General features: G+C 41.4%; 13 protein-coding genes. 9 read left to right on the top strand and 4 right to left on the bottom strand.

Annotation, left to right across the window (positions count from 1 at the left end; translation table 11 throughout):
• Positions 1 to 338 precede the first annotated feature (338 nt).
• From PBAT_RS05320 to PBAT_RS05350, 7 genes are all read left to right on the top strand, one after another.
• A complete protein-coding gene (locus PBAT_RS05320) occupies positions 339 to 1,700 on the top strand; it encodes an FAD-dependent oxidoreductase (protein ID WP_068647255.1) in 1,362 nt (453 codons plus the stop codon).
• A 264-nt stretch (positions 1,701 to 1,964) separates the two neighbouring features.
• Complete coding sequence (locus PBAT_RS05325) at positions 1,965 to 2,801, top strand: formate/nitrite transporter family protein (RefSeq protein ID WP_068647257.1); 837 nt, start codon at positions 1,965 to 1,967, stop codon at positions 2,799 to 2,801.
• Positions 2,802 to 3,013: 212 nt separating this feature from the next.
• A complete protein-coding gene (locus PBAT_RS05330) occupies positions 3,014 to 5,089 on the top strand; it encodes a molybdopterin-containing oxidoreductase family protein (RefSeq protein WP_084402839.1) in 2,076 nt (691 codons plus the stop codon).
• 72 nt (positions 5,090 to 5,161) lie between these two features.
• On the top strand, positions 5,162 to 6,376 hold the full coding sequence (locus PBAT_RS05335; RefSeq protein ID WP_068647260.1) for an MFS transporter: 1,215 nt from the start codon (positions 5,162 to 5,164) through the stop codon (positions 6,374 to 6,376).
• 28 nt (positions 6,377 to 6,404) lie between these two features.
• The gene (locus PBAT_RS05340) at positions 6,405 to 6,902 is read left to right on the top strand and encodes a GNAT family N-acetyltransferase (RefSeq protein WP_246168345.1); all 498 of its coding nucleotides are present in this window, start codon (positions 6,405 to 6,407) and stop codon (positions 6,900 to 6,902) included.
• Between the two features lie 37 nt (positions 6,903 to 6,939).
• Positions 6,940 to 7,272, top strand: a complete 333-nt coding sequence (locus PBAT_RS05345) for a hypothetical protein (protein WP_068647262.1) — start codon at positions 6,940 to 6,942, stop codon at positions 7,270 to 7,272.
• 38 nt (positions 7,273 to 7,310) lie between these two features.
• Complete coding sequence (locus tag PBAT_RS05350) at positions 7,311 to 7,973, top strand: MOSC domain-containing protein (RefSeq protein ID WP_068647264.1); 663 nt, start codon at positions 7,311 to 7,313, stop codon at positions 7,971 to 7,973.
• Positions 7,974 to 7,997: 24 nt separating this feature from the next.
• Here the strand turns inward: PBAT_RS05350 and PBAT_RS05355 are convergent, their stop codons facing one another.
• Complete coding sequence (locus PBAT_RS05355; RefSeq protein WP_068647267.1) at positions 7,998 to 8,252, bottom strand: DUF2164 domain-containing protein; 255 nt, start codon at positions 8,250 to 8,252, stop codon at positions 7,998 to 8,000.
• Between the two features lie 228 nt (positions 8,253 to 8,480).
• Between PBAT_RS05355 and PBAT_RS05360 the strand changes: the two genes are divergently transcribed.
• Complete coding sequence (locus PBAT_RS05360; RefSeq protein WP_068647268.1) at positions 8,481 to 10,163, top strand: glutamine--tRNA ligase/YqeY domain fusion protein; 1,683 nt, start codon at positions 8,481 to 8,483, stop codon at positions 10,161 to 10,163.
• A gap of 68 nt (positions 10,164 to 10,231) precedes the next feature.
• On the opposite strand, the gene PBAT_RS05365 is transcribed toward PBAT_RS05360, so the two are convergent.
• Positions 10,232 to 11,470 (bottom strand): MFS transporter, encoded by a 1,239-nt coding sequence (locus PBAT_RS05365; RefSeq protein WP_188016993.1) that lies wholly within the window; start codon positions 11,468 to 11,470, stop codon positions 10,232 to 10,234.
• Positions 11,471 to 11,826: 356 nt separating this feature from the next.
• On the opposite strand from PBAT_RS05365, the gene PBAT_RS05370 reads away from it, so the two are divergent.
• Positions 11,827 to 12,528 carry a TorD/DmsD family molecular chaperone gene (locus tag PBAT_RS05370; RefSeq protein WP_068647270.1) on the top strand — a complete coding sequence of 234 codons (702 nt, stop codon included), beginning with the start codon at positions 11,827 to 11,829 and terminating at the stop codon, positions 12,526 to 12,528.
• Between the two features lie 109 nt (positions 12,529 to 12,637).
• Here the strand turns inward: PBAT_RS05370 and PBAT_RS05375 are convergent, their stop codons facing one another.
• Both PBAT_RS05375 and PBAT_RS05380 read right to left on the bottom strand, forming a co-directional pair.
• Entirely contained in the window at positions 12,638 to 13,570 is a 933-nt protein-coding gene (locus PBAT_RS05375) for a 1-phosphofructokinase family hexose kinase (RefSeq protein ID WP_068647272.1), read from the bottom strand.
• Between the two features lie 253 nt (positions 13,571 to 13,823).
• Positions 13,824 to 16,943, bottom strand: coding sequence for an efflux RND transporter permease subunit (locus tag PBAT_RS05380; protein ID WP_068647274.1), 3,120 nt, complete (start codon positions 16,941 to 16,943; stop codon positions 13,824 to 13,826).
• Positions 16,944 to 16,963: the final 20 nt, after the last annotated feature.

The raw sequence follows: 16,963 nt of genomic DNA on the forward strand, positions 1-16,963 counted from the left end.
AGGGGATTCACCGCTTTCAGATAGTTTTATCTGAATAAATGCAGTACTTATGGTCACACTAAAGTAGGTGATTTAGAACGTTATGCTACAAATCTAGATATGATATTCATCACATATTTTCCCATATGACGAAGGGGCGAGAGCTTCTAATGCTGAGAGTCCCTATGGTTAATGGAAGTGTGTAAATGTGAACATTGTGAAAACTATTGCAATATCCCTTGTAATGTGAAAAAAATCACACTATAATAAAGGGTATAAAGGTGAATTAATTCACAATGTTCCCTTTTGAAATATATAGATAAAAATATGGAACACCCAATTTGGAGGAGGAATAAATCATGAAAATAGTAACTATAGGTTGTACACACGCCGGAACCGCAGCCATCGTAAATACCGCAAAATTATATCCGGAAGCTGAAATCACCGTATATGAGCGTAATGATAATATATCTTTCTTGTCTTGTGGAATAGCATTGTATGTGGGTGGTGTTGTGAGTGATCCACATGGTCTTTTCTACTCTTCTCCAGATCAACTAGCAGCATTGGGCGTTAATACAAATATGCGTCATGAAGTGATAAATATAGATACGGATCAGAAACGTCTTACCGTTCGTAATTTAGTGAACGGGGAAGAATTTGAAGATACCTACGATAAATTGATTATGACAACAGGATCATGGCCGATCATCCCGAACCTTGAGGGGATTAAATTAGACAATATCTTGCTGTGTAAGAATTACAACCACTCGAACACCATTATTGAAAAGGCGAGTCATGCGAAGCATATAACGGTTGTTGGTGCAGGTTACATCGGTGTTGAATTGGTAGAAGCTTTTCAGATGAATGGTAAAGAAGTGACGTTGATTGATGGTGTTGATCGAATTCTTAACAAATATCTTGATCCTGAGTTCACAGATGCCATTCAAGAGACCCTTCAGAACAAGGGCATTAAGCTTGCATTGAATCAGACAGTAACCGCATTTGAAGGAACGGATGGTCGTGTCAGCAAAGTCATTACTTCTCAAGGGGAATATGAAACAGACATGGTTATTCTATGTATTGGTTTCCGTCCGAATACAGAACTTCTCAAAGGGCAAGTCGATATGCTACCGAACGGTGCAATTATCGTTGATGATTATATGCAGACAAGTAAGAAGGATGTCTTTGCCGCAGGCGATAGCTGTGCGATACATTACAATCCAACAGGCAAACATGCCTACATTCCCTTAGCTACGAATGCTGTACGTATGGGAACGCTCGTTGCACGCAACTTGATGGGTCAGACGATTCCATATATGGGCACGCAAGGGACATCGGGCATCAAAATATACGAAGACAATATTGCTGCGACAGGTTTAACGGAATTAGCTGCACTAGAAGAAGGGTTACAAGTAGAGACAGTGAGTATGACCGACCATTACCGTCCTGAATTTATGCCAACATCGGAAAGTGTGACGTTGAAGGTTGTATTTGAAAAAGATACTCGGCGTATTGTGGGTGCTCAGCTTATGTCGAAGGTGGATCTAACACAATCGATTAATACGATCTCTGTTTGTATCCAGAATCGGATGACTATTGATCAGTTAGGCTTTATCGATTTCTTCTTCCAACCGCATTACAACAAACCATGGAACTTCTTGAATACGGCTGGTTTACAGGCGTTGCCTGCTCTAACTAAGGTAGACCCTGTGTTGGTCTAGGATGATATGTTTAACTAATTAGTAATTCAGTCTTCTATAAACTATCTAACAGGAACACCTCTTGATCACACATCAGGGGGTGTTTTTGTATATAAAATTACAAGCGTCCAGGGTCACATCATGAAAAATCATAACTATTTTGTGAAAATATTCACTTCATTTCAGCTAATGTGATATTTATTACGTTTAGATTGGAAAGAATTACGTTACAATAATAATAAATAGATTAGATTTTAACTATATTGGATTAGAGGGGATAGGATCATGGCCTATTACAAACCTCAGCAAATTGCTGAAATAGCAGTTGAGATGGGTACGAAGAAAGCCCGTAATCGACTTGCTACAGTACTCATTCTTGGTTTCTTAGGTGGCGCCTTTATTGCACTTGGGTTTCTGCTAGATATTCGTGTTATTTCTGGAGCGCCGAAAGAATGGAGTTCCATCATTAATTTCATTGGTGCATCCGTGTTTCCAGTGGGACTTATTCTAGTACTATTGGCTGGTGGTGAACTGTTAACAGGGAATATGATGGCGGTCCCTCTCGCTCGTATGGCAAAGAAAATTTCGACTTGGGAGACGTTTAAGAATCTTATATTAATTACATTGGCTAACTTTGCAGGAGCCATATTTATCGCTTATTTTTTTGGACATATCGTTGGATTAACCGAGACAGGCGTATATTTGGAGAAAGTAGTAGATATGGCTGGACACAAATTAGATGCCACATTTCTACAAGCATTCGTCTCAGGCGTAGGATGTAACTGGTTAGTAGCTTTAGCGGTATGGTTGTCTTATAGCTCAGATAATATAAGTGGCAAAATATTAGGGATCTGGTTCCCGACAATGGCCTTTGTAGCTATTGGATTTCAGCACGTTGTAGCCAATATGTTTCTGATCCCAGCAGCCATCTTTGCAGGGTACTATTCGTGGGGAGAATATTGGATGAATTTCGTTCCCGTCTGGTTAGGTAATTTAGCAGGTGGTGTTATTTTTGTGGCAGCTGCCTATTATTTATCCTACCTAAGAGAGCCAGATGGGGCTTCGCTTACGGTAACCGATAGTAACTCCAAAGCGAGTACATCGCACAAACGTGTGTTGTAAGGTTAAGACAGTATGTATTATGATCTGTTAAGTCGATATTTCCTAAGGACAAATAGGAGAGTCGACTTTTTTTCATTTAACTATAGTGCTTAACTAGATCTGGGCAAGTATTATTAGTTATTCTTTGCGGAATTGAAGTTGTAGATTTATGATAGAAGATAATGAAGGTCAGATGACGTTTATGTACAAAGATTCTAAGGAGTGTAGCAGAAATGATCGAACAAGAGAATGGTGTGTTTAAAGCGGTATGTCCGCTCGATTGTCCAGATACATGCGGTCTGCTACTGCATAAAGAGAAGGGCAAAATTGTAAAAGTTACAGGTGACCCAGACCATCCCATTACGCAGGGAGCCATCTGCAATAAAGTAAGAAACATGACAGAGCGTGTGTATCATCCTGATCGGATATTGTATCCAATGAGACGAATAGGAGCAAAGGGTGAAGGTCAGTTCGAACGAATCTCATGGGATGAGGCTATTAGTGAGATTACAAGTCGTCTGAATCAGTGCATTCGTGATCATGGATCGGAGTCTATTCTTCCCTATAGCTTCTACGGAAATATGGGGATTCTCAGCGTAGACGGGATGGACCGTCGCTTCTTCAATGCGCTTGGAGCAAGTCGTTTGAAGCAGTCCATTTGTAACTCCGCGGGTACAGCAGGCTGGAAGTATACGATGGGGTTTAATGGTGGAACAAGCCCAGAAGACACGATTAATGCCGATGTTATTATCGTATGGGGTGGTAATATTATTAGCACGAACATGCATCAAGTGGTGTTAGCAGAGCAAGCTCGCAAACGGGGTGCAAAGGTAATCGTCATTGATGTACACCGTAATCGAACAGCCCAATGGGCGGATTGGTTTATTCCCCTCTATCCGGGTACAGATGCTGCTCTCGCTCTAGGGATGATGCATGTGATGTTCAGAGATGATCTTGTGAATGAACAATTTATGAAGCAATACACGATAGGGCATGAGGAACTTCGTAAGCAGGTAGAGTCTTATACACCAGAGAGAGTATCTCGTATTACAGGCGTTCCTATCGAAGATATTGAGAAGCTTGCTGTCATGTATGGACGCGCCGATACTTCTTACATTCATATTGGGAATGGTCTTCAGCATCATGATAATGGGGGTATGAATGTACGGAGCATTACATGTTTGCCCGCCTTGACGGGACAATGGCTAAGACGTGGTGGTGGAGCTTCAAGATCTAATGGGGGCTATGCAGAGATGAACAGTGCTAAGCTTGAGCGGCCACAGCTAAGGTCTAATCCTAAAGCACGTACAATCAATATGAATCGTATTGCTGAAGCACTGGAATGGGAAGACAATCCTGTGAAGGCATTATTCGTATATTGCAGTAATCCTGTTGTCGTTGCACCAGATGCAGATCGCGTGAAGCGAGGATTTGCTCGTGAGGATGTATTCACGGTCGTACACGACTTGTTCGTGACAGATACGGCGAAGTATGCAGATATCGTGTTGCCTGCCACATCATCTTTTGAGAGTACGGATCTCTTTAGCTCCTATTGGCATCATTATATCCAGCTACAAGAGCCTGTTATTCCTGCACAAGGAGAGAGTAAGAGTAATATGGAGCTATTCTCGCTTCTAGGTCGTGCGATGGGTATGGACGAAGCTTCTTTCAGTCAAAGTGAAGAGGACATGATTACGGAGGCGCTACAATATCCATCCAACCCGTATCTGAATGGTGTGACACTTGAGGCACTGAAGGAGCACCGATTCGTGAAGCTGGATATGACGCCACAGCAGAGCTTTCTTGAACACCTACCGACACGTTCGGGTAAAATAGAGCTGTATTCATCAGCGATGATGGCGGCGGGCTTACCTCCACTTCCGGAGTATGTACCGCTTAAGGAAGGTTACGATGGCGAACACCGTCCAGGGGTAAATGATCATTTTCCACTTATGTTCATCTCGCCACCGAATCATAATTTTCTGAATTCTACTTTTGCTAATGTGGAGAAGCTTCAAAGAATCGAAAAAGCGCCGACACTCCAAATCCATCCACAAGACGCTGCGGCAAGAGGGATTGAAGATCAGAATGATGTGATTGTATTTAATCAGCGTGGACGGTATGAGTTAAAAGCTATTGTGACCGACAAAATGCTTCCTGGTACTGTGATCAGTCAAGGATTATGGTGGGAAAAGGATGGCAAGAAGCAAAGCGCTAACGTATTAACACCAGATCGACTTGCAGATATGGGTGAGGGTGCGACCTTCTTCTCAACAACGGTTGAAGTAAGTAAAGCGGTAGTAGAATAGATTGCTGCATTCATTGTGATACGTCTCTATAATCTAGCATCTATGAATACACATCTAGGAGATTACAACATTATGAGAGTATTACCAACATACCCGAAAGAAGTGAAGGTATTCCTCCTTGCAAGTCTGATCAATTCCACAGGTAGCGCGCTGATGTGGCCCTTAACAACGATGTTTGTATTTGATGAATTGGGACATAATATGGCAGATGCTGGACTTGTAATATTGGTTCAAGCTTTAGGTGGAATCTTAGGACAATTGTTAGGAGGATCACTGTATCACCGGGTTGGCGTTAAGAAGCTTATCGTAGGGTCATTAGTTCTGAACGCAGTGGGGCTGTTCGCTCTGCCAGTGACTAGTCAATTCTGGTATTTCTATATGGCGTTAATGGGTTTTATCGGATTCTGTAATGCATTGTCACTCCCTGCGATTCAGGCATTCATCGGATTCAGATTTGCAGATCGCCGTGGAGAGTTATTTAATATTATTTATGTCGCTAACAATATTGGCGTAGCGTTAGGAACCGCCCTAAGTGGGTTCCTAGCAGATATTTCGTACAAGCTCACATTTATTGCGAATGGGTTAACTTCGGCTGTATTTGCAGTGTTCTTTCTAATCTACTTGAATCGTCTCGATCATGATCAGGGTGAAGTCCATTTAGACAAAAGAAATATACCGATCTCTGGCGAGAACATATGGCGGTTACTTGGGAATACTCGCATTTATTTATACTTAGGCCTAGGATCGTTGTTTATATTATTAGGTAATTCGATGTGGAATTCGGGTGTATCTCCAATTATTATTTCAGAAGGTTTCCCCAAGAAAGCGTATGGATTCCTCTGGACGCTAAACGGTATTTTAATCTTCGTGGCTCAACCTATCATCAGTCTATTAAAGCGGTGGCTTACGAGATCCGCTTCATCGCAGATGACGATGAGTGCCGTTTTCTATCTATCTTCATATATCGTGATATTAATAACCCATAACTATCCTGGTTTAGTATTAGCTATGGTGCTTGCAACGTTGGGTGAAATGCTAATATCACCTGCTATTCCTGCCTTTATCTCAGATCACGCGGGACGATCAGCTCCTTTCTACATTGGATTGAGCGGAGGAGTCGGGGCTATCGGAAGGGTCATAGGGCCCTATACCATGGGACTCTTATACGATGGAGGTGGACTTATTCCAGTCGCATGGTTAGCAACAGGGACAGCTGTGATTGGCGTAATATTTTTTATAGTACATGCTATGCAGAATCGGGATAATAAGTCTGAAATAGCTAGTTGAACAGATTTATGAAAAGGGGTGAAATATATTGAAGAGTAACCAACGAACGCTCACCATTCGCTTATCTGAAATGAAGGATGCACAACAGATCATGGCTCTGGATGCTGTTGTATGGGATGATAATAGTTCTCCTGAGCCTTTAAACTGGACATCACGCGAGGATTTCCTTCGGCATTGTCAACCGGGGTCACAGTTGGTAGCTGTCGTTGATGAACAATTATGCGGATATGTAGGATTTCGCTATCCTACGATGATTAGAACGAATCAGCATGTATTTGAGATCAATATTGCTGTTCATCCACAATATCAACATGAGGGAATTGGAACAAGATTGATGGAGATGGTGAAGGCATGGGCATCAGAGCAAGGGATAAAGAAGTTGAGCTTACGTGTGCTTTCCTCGAATCCGGCTGCTTTGAAATTTTACAAGAAATGTGGTTTCGTGATCGAAGGTAGACTCGTTAATGAATTCCATGTTAATGGACGATATGTAGATGATGTCTTGATGGGATACTTTATGAATTAAAGAGTGATGGAGTAATCAATGGATCAGGAGGTCGATGATGATGAAAGAATTATATTGTCAACATTGTTCTAAACATATTGAAGATCGTGGAGAATTGGTTGTGGTTCAACAAGGAATATGGGCAATTGAACCGTATCATACCAAATGTTACGGTGCTGTCGCGAAAGGATTATCTGGATTACTTGTAAGTGGGCCTATTAACTCGAGAGTGTATTCGTTATCTATTATTTTTACTGCTATCATAACGATTGTTTCCATTTTTTTAGATATTCAAGGAATCATTAAGTTAATTGTTTTCTTTTATTTACTATATGTCATTTCAATGAGAGCATGGTCTTGGTTGAACTATGAACGACATGTATCTACATAACTAGTCTTGATTGAATTGAAGGGGGGGAGCTAGATAGCATGAGACGACAATTGATTTCATTAAATGTGGGGAAACCCATCACGGTTGAGTATAAAGGTAAAGAGCTAGAGACAGGGATTTACAAGCAGTCGGTAGAGGGGAAAGTCTTTTTGGGTAACGAGCTATTTGATGGAGATGGACAAGCCGATCTTGTGCATCATGGTGGACCCGATAAAGCAGTGTGCGTATATCCATACGAACATTATTCATACTGGGAGAGGGAGCTTGGGAAGCCTTTTACGTATGCAGCATTCGGAGAGAATTTAACTGTCACAGGGATGTTAGAGACAGAAGTCTGCATTGGGGATACCTTTCAAGTGGGTGAAGCGATTCTACAAGTTAGTCAGCCAAGATATCCTTGCTTTAAGCTTTCTCAGAAACATGGGGCTTCAGATCTGCCTGCTCAAGTTCTGAAGACCGGATTTAGTGGGTTCTATTGCAGGGTATTACAGACAGGGTATATGAGTGGGACTTCAGCTATTCATAAGCTTGATTCGCATCCTGGACAAGTGAAAGTAGTCGAAATTCTGCGACTTCTTGCTAGTACTCGTAGCGACAGAGACCGAGATACGTTGCAACGTATGATGGAATTGGACGTTCTGGCGTCTGTCGTAAGAGAGAAATTTGAAAGATGGTTGGATGAACCTCTATTAAATGGATAACATTTATGTATTCCTGTTTTATCGTTAACGCGTTTGCTTCATCTGATACTCCAATGCGTATAGATCTTCCTCAAGTGAACTCATTTGCTGTCTCACTAAGTGCCTTGAGTCACTAAGGGCTTGATTATAAACAATGGGTGCTAGTTGCGACATGAAGAATTCGAATACGCCGTCTGCGGCTAGATCACCAATCGTTTCACCTCGTTCTTCTTCGAAATATTGCTGGATACGCTGTATGACTTGATCTCGTTGTTCTTTGGGTAATTTCATCGTCTTCATCGTGTAATCGGACCTCCTTTTTTGGTTGTAGTCTCTGATGTTCATGTTATCTTAATGGAAGCTCATGGTCAAAAAGGTCTGTCTGAACAATTGTGTAAGCAGATTTGGATGAATCTACAAAGATCTGCTGTTATTGAACTATCCTCATTTTACAGGTATATTTGTATGAAGTAATTTATGCGCGAAACAAGATAAGACATATATCTCAACAACGAAAGGTTGATTGCAATGGAGAACCCAAGCACGCCCTCCAATTTTATTAAGAATGTGATTACGGAAGATTTGAAATCCGGTAAGGTGAAGGAAATCGTGACACGTTTTCCACCAGAGCCTAACGGTTATTTACATATCGGACATGCTAGAGCAATCTGGATTAACTTTACTTTAGCTGCTGAATTCGGTGGTAAGACGAATCTGCGATTCGATGATACCAATCCTGTCAAAGAAGATACTGAATATGTGAAATCCATTCAGGAAGATGTGAAGTGGCTTGGATTCGAATGGGAAGAGCTTAGATTCGCTTCTAATTATTTCGATGAGATGTACAATCGTGCAGTGTTGTTAATCAAGAAAGGGAAAGCCTTTATAGATGACCTTAGTCCCGATCAAATTCGTGAGACTCGAGGAACGTTGAAGTCACCTGGTAGTAACAGTCCATATCGTGATCGTAGTGTGGAAGAGAATCTTGAGTTGTTTGAAAGTATGCGTGCAGGTAAGTTTAGCGATGGTGCTAAAGTCTTGCGTGCTAAGATTGATATGTCATCACCTAATATCAACTTGCGTGACCCGATCATTTATCGGATTTCTCATACTTACCACCATAACACGGGCGATAAATGGTGTATCTATCCGATGTATGCCTTCGCGCATCCGTTAGAAGATGCGATTGAGGGAATTACACATTCCCTATGCTCGCTGGAATTTGAAGATCAACGTCCTTTCTATGACTGGGTAGTGGCGGAATGCGAAATGCCTAATGTTCCTCATCAATATGAGTTCGGACGCTTGAATGTCGCGCAGACATTAACGAGTAAAAGAAAGTTGAAGTTACTTGTTGATGAACAACATGTTGATGGTTGGGACGATCCACGTATGCCAACAATTTCGGGCTTACGTAGACTAGGTTATACACCGGAGGCCATTCGCAACTTTATTTATGAGACGGGTATTTCGAAGACACAGGGTATCGTCGATCTACAAATGCTTGAGCACTTTATTCGTGAGGATTTAAAGCTTAAGGCACCTCGTACGATGGCGGTATTAAACCCACTCAAAGTGGTGATTACCAATTATCCTGAAGATCAGAATGAGTGGTTTGAAGTTGAGAATAATATTGAGAATCCTGAGATGGGGAATCGCCAAGTACCATTCTCACGTGAAATATATATTGAGCAAGATGACTTTATGGAGATTCCACCTAACAAGTATTTCAGACTATTCCCAGGTAATGAAGTGCGGTTGAAGAACGCATATTTCATTAAATGTAATGATGTTATCAAGGATGAAGAAGGTCATGTGGTTGAGATTCACTGCACTTATGACCCTGAGACGAAGAGTGGAAGTGGATTTAACGCTCGTAAAGTAAAAGGAACGATCCATTGGATCGATGCAAGCCAAGCTGTTCCGGCTGAATTCCGTTTGTACGAGCCGCTCATCAAGGCTGAGGAATCCGATGAGGAGATGGAAGAGACTGAGGAGAAAGAAGAGAAAACATTCCTTGATCAAATCAATCCGAATTCATTGGAGATCGTGCAAGGGTTTATAGAACCAGGAATGAGAGTCGTAGCTCCTCAGGATAAATTCCAATTCTTCCGTCATGGTTACTTCAATGTGGACTCTAAGTACTCCACACCAGGCCATCCGGTATTTAACCGAATCGTTTCGCTCAAGAGTTCATTTAAAATGAAATAGGTTCTAATTCCAGAAAACAAAGCAGCTCTCAGTGATATCACTGAGAGTTGCTTTGTTTGCTAGATAGCTTATATGTCTAGGTCTTCATCGGGATCTTCTTTACGTTCGGTAAGAGAGAGTCTATATCCTTGCTTAAGGATCAAGTACCACATCCATCCGAATCCTACAGCACCTATTAAAGCAAATAACATTCCTGTTCTATACATCGCTTCTGCACCGAAGTTCTGGAACAACCACCCGCCTATAAATGCACCAATAACACCTGAGATACCACTCAATGCGAGTGTGTATACAGCTTGGCCAGTTGCACGATAGGGACGAGGTAATAATAACGATGTTAATTGAGTTCCAATATAGAAGAATCCGCCAAAGGTGATACAGTGTAGAACTTGAATGGCAGCGACTTGTAGAGGAAGTGTGGCTTCAGCCATCAAGAGCCAGCGAAGACCGAAGAGTAGACTCACTAAGGCAAGACAGCCTAACATCCAAGATATTTTGCGTTTCATAAATCGATCAAATAGGAAGAACATAGCAACTTCCAAAAAAGCAGATAGGAATACGGCTAACCCGACAATTCTTTTGGAGCCTCCGAGTTCAGTTATATATAATGACATAAATGTGTTATTCATTGCATTAGGGATCGATACCAGAACACCCATCAGAATAAAAGAGAGAAAGTATCGATTACTCATGATATTGGTAAACCCTTTGAGATACAATGTAGGTGAATTGGAAGAACGTTTGAGTGGAGGAAGAATTAAGACCGCTCCAATGGCTATGATAAGGACAGCAGTAAATAATGTCGATACTTTGGATATACCCGTCCAATCTAGAATTTGTCCAACAGCAATGGCAGTTACGCCCCAACCAATCGATCCCCATATACGAAAAGAACTAAACTGATAAGGAGTATTCTCAATATAGCCTAGAATAAGGCTGTTACTATGAGAGAAGATGGGCGTCTGAAAGAAAAAGAATAGAATCATGGCTAAATACACCATGGCATAGGTATCGGCTTGAAAAACAAACTGTGCCAGTACTAATGCTCCACTCATCATAATAATGATAATACGTTTCATATTAAGCAGACGGTCGCCACAATATCTCCAAAAAGGGTTAGCGAACAAGGAGACAAAGGGCCCTAGGGCCATGAGTGCTCCGATTTCAAATTTCTTCATACCAACATCCTGTAGGTACAGTTGAAAAAAGCTTGTGAAGATGACCATGGTGCCATATATGAAGAAATTAAATAGCTTAAGGGTGGTTAAGGAAGACTTTATTTGTATAGATTCACGCAATATCGACATTCCTTTCCGATTTGAATGCAAATCGACAATGGCTATTTACTGTGTTTAAGTTGACCACTTCACTTTATCACGTGTTGTAAGGGGATTCAAACCAGTAAATTTCCATATCATAAAGGGTTATATGAAATGCATGTATCAAATGACGCTTTGTCCCTAGTAGCGTATGCAGTTGCCTTTTAAGATATGATTCAAATTTCAAGCAAGGATGGTCTAGAAATAAATTGGTTAATTTTGTGAATAATGTCACATGAATTATTTAAGTTTTGATGTAATCTTAATGATAAGAAAGCGCTAACGTTTATTGTTTTTATTATATTGTACCTTCTCACATTGTAAATATATAAGGAGGTTAGATGATGACGATGACTTTGGTAATGGTTAGAGATTCCGAAGAATGTGTACGTTGGAAGCAAGGAAGAGGTTGGGTGTATCAACTACTTATAGACTTCTTAAGGAACCGGCCAAGATTGTCTCTGATTGCCCAGTGGCAGAAACATATGGCTATGAGAGAAGAAGTATTCCTGACCAAAGAAGGTCAGAAACTTAAAGATTATTTATCGAATACAATGCCTGAACAATTGACGAAGCTATGCGAAGTAGAGAGGGCTGAGTATCACCGTTTATTTGAAGGCGTTCGGCCGATATTTCCTTCGCTTTGTGAGAATGACTATCGAAGTATGTTAAGTAAGAATAGTGTGGATTATATGTTAGATATCCGTAATAGGTATGCACAATCGGGCATTGTCTTTAATAAATTGGTCCTTGAACAAGATGATCATATCTCAATTGAGCTTGAATATATGGCAGTACTCGGTGAACGAATGTCAGATGATGTATGCTTGCGGGCTTCACAACACGCGTTAATGGATTCTCAAATTCAGTTTTTAGAGCAGCATGTCATGCAGTGGGTTCCAAGTGTAGCTGAGGCCTTATGTAAGGAAGCGCGATCTCCAATATACAGAAGTCTGGGTTATATTCTCCAAGAGTTTCTACCTTATGATATTGCCATGTTACGCTCATGTCGAGCAGAACTTGACTCATGTTTGATTAGTTCATAGTAGTTCTTAAAGCTGATTCCTTGAGCAATGTTTAGGAGTCGGCTTTTTTGGTGTTTCATGACTTATCACATTACTGACAGATGCCCTGATTCAATCCTGAGTCATCAGGTTAGACGGGGATGATCTGTATATCCTTATAAATAGCGCCAATTTCCTGCAGGGTTACTTTTCCGGCCATCGTGTGAAGTGTATTAGCCGTTCCGCAGGCTGCACCTTGTTTGAGAGCTTCGACGATGTTCTGCCCTTTATGAAGAGCACTCACGAGACCGGCCATCATCGAATCACCACTACCTACGGGGTTTATGGCATGTACTCTTGGAATCTGAATTCTATAGAATGTTCCACCATAACCTGCGAGTGCCCCGCGGGCACCCTGTGACACAACGATAAGTTGGGTATCCGAACTTAATAAGGAAGCTATAGCCTGAAGCGTCCCATAGTCATCATCTTCGCTAATCCCTGTTAGTTCAGCTAATTCATGCTCATTAGGTTTTACTAGATCTGGCTTCCCTTGAAGGCCTTCCCGGAGAGCCTCCCCACGAGTATCTAATGCTACCTTAGCCCCTTGATGGTGTGCAATTTCGGCAAGCTCCGCATAGATCGAAGTGGGACAGCCAAGGGGTAGACTACCACATAGCAGTACCCAAGCAGCGTCTTTAGCCAAAGATTCTACTTTTAGACGAAGCTCCTGTAGCTCTGTTTCTGTTATGGTGGGACCGTCCTCTATAAGTTCAGTGCTTGTGCCAAGCATAGGATCAAGAATGGTGATGGCCCGTCTGGTTTCACCATTACGAAGAACGATGAAGTCAGAGGGAATCGTCTCGGACTCCAGACCTGCTAATAGGGTAGCACCTTGATATCCTGCTACGTAACCTGTAGCTGTAACTGATTCGCCTAAAGTTTGTAATACCCGAGCGGCATTTACACCTTTACCGCCTGGAACAGATAGGTAACCACGCATTCTGTGCAATTGATTCACTTGGAATTGAGGAATGGTATAAGTAATATCTAGTGCTGTATTTAAGGTTACCGTGGTGATCATAGGTCACTACTCCTTCAAAGGGTTATTCTAATTGTCATAAATTATCGCATATTACCTAAGGATAAGCACGTTGAACTAACCAAACAAGTAGAAATTGCTGAGCTAGCCCTGCCCAAGGACGCCACCCGTTTCAGCGGAAATATAAGGAATAGCGTATCAAGTGAAACTGATAGTATCTTATATTTTATAAAAAAAGGACGTATCCTACATCCCATTAGGGGAAGAGAATACGTCCTTTTTTATGATGGTTGTCTTAGTCCTGTAATTTAGGTTTTTTAAATTTCATCAAGAACTCATACACAACCGGTACGATAACCAGTGTTAGCAATGTGGAACTGATCAGACCACCAATGACGGTAATCCCAAGACCACGTGAAATGATTCCAGCACTATCTTCTAATCCAGTCACGAGTGGTAGCAATGCACCAATAGTTGCAAGTGCAGTCATTAAGATTGGACGAAGGCGAGTTGCTCCTGCTTCAAGTAATGCCTCGCGTGTAGACAAACCTTCTTCTTCTTTGTGTATAACGCGGTGAATAAGTACAATTGCATTCGTTACAACGATCCCAATAAGCATCAAAGCACCCATGAGTGAGGACACATTGAGTGGTTCTTTCGCAATTAGTAGTCCAACAAGGGCACCAATGATTGTGAAAGGTAAGGAGAAGAGAATTGCAAACGGTGCAAGACCTCCACCGAAGGTTACCACGAGAACAAAGTATACAACCGCAATGGCAGCTAACATCGCAAGACCAAGTTGTGTGAATGTATCATTAATTTGTTCTGTCGCACCGCCGAATTTAATTTCAATACCGTCAGGCTTTTCGATTGATTTGATTTGTTCTTCTAAGTTTGTCGAAGCTTTACCCACATCAGCTGTTATAATATTGGCTGAAATGGATACGACCATCTTACCGTCTGTACGTGTAATGGAGTTCGGAGAAGTTCCTTTTTCCACTTTGGCTACATCTTTAATGGCAACTTCTATCCCAAGAGGGGACATAATCTTCTCATTTGCAATCTCATTAATACTCTTATAAACAGTACTGTCTGCTTCGATGTACACTTTATAGGTTTTGTTATCGACTTCAATTTCAGTTAGAACTGGACGTTCACGTACTGGACTTAACTTCATGGCAATCTGTCCAGCCGTAAGACCTAGTGAACTTAACTTCTCTTGATCAGCTACAATGGTGTATTGATCATATGAAGTAGAAAGACTTGTCTTCGCTTTATCGAAGTGCTTGGTATCTTCTTGAACTAGCTTAAGAATCTCATCGGATATAGGTTTAATATCCTCTAAGCTATCACCGAATACACTAACACTTAAGCCACTTCCACCCATTCCGCCAGTCATGTCTAGAGAAGCCCATTCACCTTCAGGAACTTGTTTGTGTAGATCTTCAACGAGTTGTTTCTGGACATCCTCGAAATTTTTCGTGTCGGATTTGTATCCAATGTAGAATAGACCTGAGTTGGATGCACTAGCACCACCCATAGGATTACTACCTCCAATGGAATATTGCATTTTCTCTACGTCTGGTTGTGCAAGAATGAGCTTCTCAGCTTCCAGAGAGAGTTTCTCGACTGCGGCAAGTTGCTCTCCTGGTTTAGGTGAGTAGGTCACCATGGTGTATTTATCTTTTTGATCCGGCATGAAGCTAGTGCCAATCAAAGGATACAACATTAGACTACCTACAAGAAGGAGAATAGCTCCACCGAAGGTAATGGCTTTATGGGAGAGACACCAGTTAAGAATACGTTGATACCCTCTAGCGAGACTGCCAATTTCTTCTTTGCCTGTGTGTCTCTTCTTGTTAATTCCCTTTTTGAAGAGTGTATGTGCAAGCATAGGTACAATCGTAATGGCAATCACAAGTGAAGCCAAGAGAGCAAATACCATCGTTAATGCGAAAGGTAGGAATAGTTCGCCAACCATACCACTTACAAAGGCAAGAGGTAGAAATACTGCAATGGTTACGATCGTAGATGACATGATAGGAACGAACATTTCACGAGTTGCTTCGCGAACGAGTTCACGACCACGTAGCGGCTCGTCACTATCGGTTAATCGTCTATAAATATTCTCAATGACGACAATGGAGTCATCTATGACCCGTCCAATGGCTACTGTCATTGCACCTAATGTCATCATATTCAGTGTAATATCTAACTGCCAAAGGATGAGAACGGCTGCTAAAAGTGACAATGGGATTGAAATAATCGAAATAATCGTTGATCGAATATTACGAAGGAAGATTAGAATAATGATGACAGCGAATAATGCTCCAAATACAGCTTTACTAAGCATGGTATTTACAGAGTCTTCGATAGGCTCACCTTGATCGAGCAGAGTAATTAACTCAAGACCAGAGTAGCTTTTTTTCAAATCTGCCATTTTGTCTTTAACGGCATTAACGACATCGACTGTATTTGCATCGTTGTCTTTCACAATTGAAATCCCGATGGATTCAAGACCATTGGTACGAGAGATGGACTCCGCTTTACCAATAACATGAATATCGGCAATTTCGCTAAGTTTAACTGTAGGAATACCCGTAGGCGCGCCACCTGTTGGAGCATTTACATTTCCTGTTGGAGCATTTTGCGCTCCGGTAGCCGCGTTCGGAATTACAGGAATGGCTATGTTCTTCAGATCGTCGAGTTCAATAATATTCCCATCGACTACAACGGCTTTTTCGGATTCTTCTAAATTAAATAGTCCTAGCGGTACACGTAAGGAGGAACCTTGAACGATTCCTTTAACGGTATCTACGTTTAGGCCTAACTCCGCCATTTTTGACGTATTAAATTTTAATTGAACTTCTTTAACATATTGTCCCGAGATACTTACGGAGGCAACACCTGCAAGCTTCTCGATTTCAGGTTTAACTTGATTCTCGATAACTTTTGTTAATTCTTCTAAGTCTTTCGCTTGATTGTTTGAAGCACTTAGAGAAATGACAGGGAAAGAACTTAGACTAAATTTAGAGATCGTTGGTTTTTGTGCATCTTTTGGTAAAGTAACTTCATTTAAGGCTTCTCGAACAGCAGCAGTGGCTTGGTCCAAGTCTGTGCCGTAATCGAATTCCATAGCAATCGAAGCGGCATTCTCCATAGAAGTGGAAGTCACCGTCTTGACGCCATCGACATTGCGTAAACGTTGTTCAAGGGGAATAGTTACATCTTGAACAACACCTTCGGGAGCTGCACCAGGATAGACAGCAACTACATTTAGAAACGGAATACTGATATTAGGCATGGTTTCTTGTTTCATGGATACTCCGGCAAATAGTCCTGCAGCAGTAATAATAATCGTAAGTATCCAGATAGCGAATTTATTGTTTAATGAGAAGTTAATAATGCTCTTCATAAGTATGGTTCTGCTCCTCT

The organism is Paenibacillus antarcticus, assembly GCF_001637225.1.
Lineage (GTDB): Bacteria > Bacillota > Bacilli > Paenibacillales > Paenibacillaceae > Paenibacillus_AQ > Paenibacillus_AQ antarcticus.

Bases quoted from the DNA above. Each gene is read 5' to 3' on its own strand.
- PBAT_RS05350 (WP_068647264.1), top strand. From the start codon at position 7,311: ATGAGACGACAATTGATTTCATTAAATGTGGGGAAACCCATCACGGTT.
- PBAT_RS05360 (WP_068647268.1), top strand. From the start codon at position 8,481: ATGGAGAACCCAAGCACGCCCTCCAATTTTATTAAGAATGTGATTACG.
- PBAT_RS05365 (WP_188016993.1), bottom strand. From the start codon at position 11,470: ATGTCGATATTGCGTGAATCTATACAAATAAAGTCTTCCTTAACCACC.
- PBAT_RS05320 (WP_068647255.1), top strand. From the start codon at position 339: ATGAAAATAGTAACTATAGGTTGTACACACGCCGGAACCGCAGCCATC.
- PBAT_RS05345 (WP_068647262.1), top strand. From the start codon at position 6,940: ATGATGAAAGAATTATATTGTCAACATTGTTCTAAACATATTGAAGAT.
- PBAT_RS05330 (WP_084402839.1), top strand. From the start codon at position 3,014: ATGATCGAACAAGAGAATGGTGTGTTTAAAGCGGTATGTCCGCTCGAT.
- PBAT_RS05375 (WP_068647272.1), bottom strand. From the start codon at position 13,570: ATGATCACCACGGTAACCTTAAATACAGCACTAGATATTACTTATACC.
- PBAT_RS05355 (WP_068647267.1), bottom strand. From the start codon at position 8,252: ATGAAGACGATGAAATTACCCAAAGAACAACGAGATCAAGTCATACAG.
- PBAT_RS05325 (WP_068647257.1), top strand. From the start codon at position 1,965: ATGGCCTATTACAAACCTCAGCAAATTGCTGAAATAGCAGTTGAGATG.
- PBAT_RS05370 (WP_068647270.1), top strand. From the start codon at position 11,827: ATGACGATGACTTTGGTAATGGTTAGAGATTCCGAAGAATGTGTACGT.
- PBAT_RS05380 (WP_068647274.1), bottom strand. From the start codon at position 16,943: ATGAAGAGCATTATTAACTTCTCATTAAACAATAAATTCGCTATCTGG.
- PBAT_RS05335 (WP_068647260.1), top strand. From the start codon at position 5,162: ATGAGAGTATTACCAACATACCCGAAAGAAGTGAAGGTATTCCTCCTT.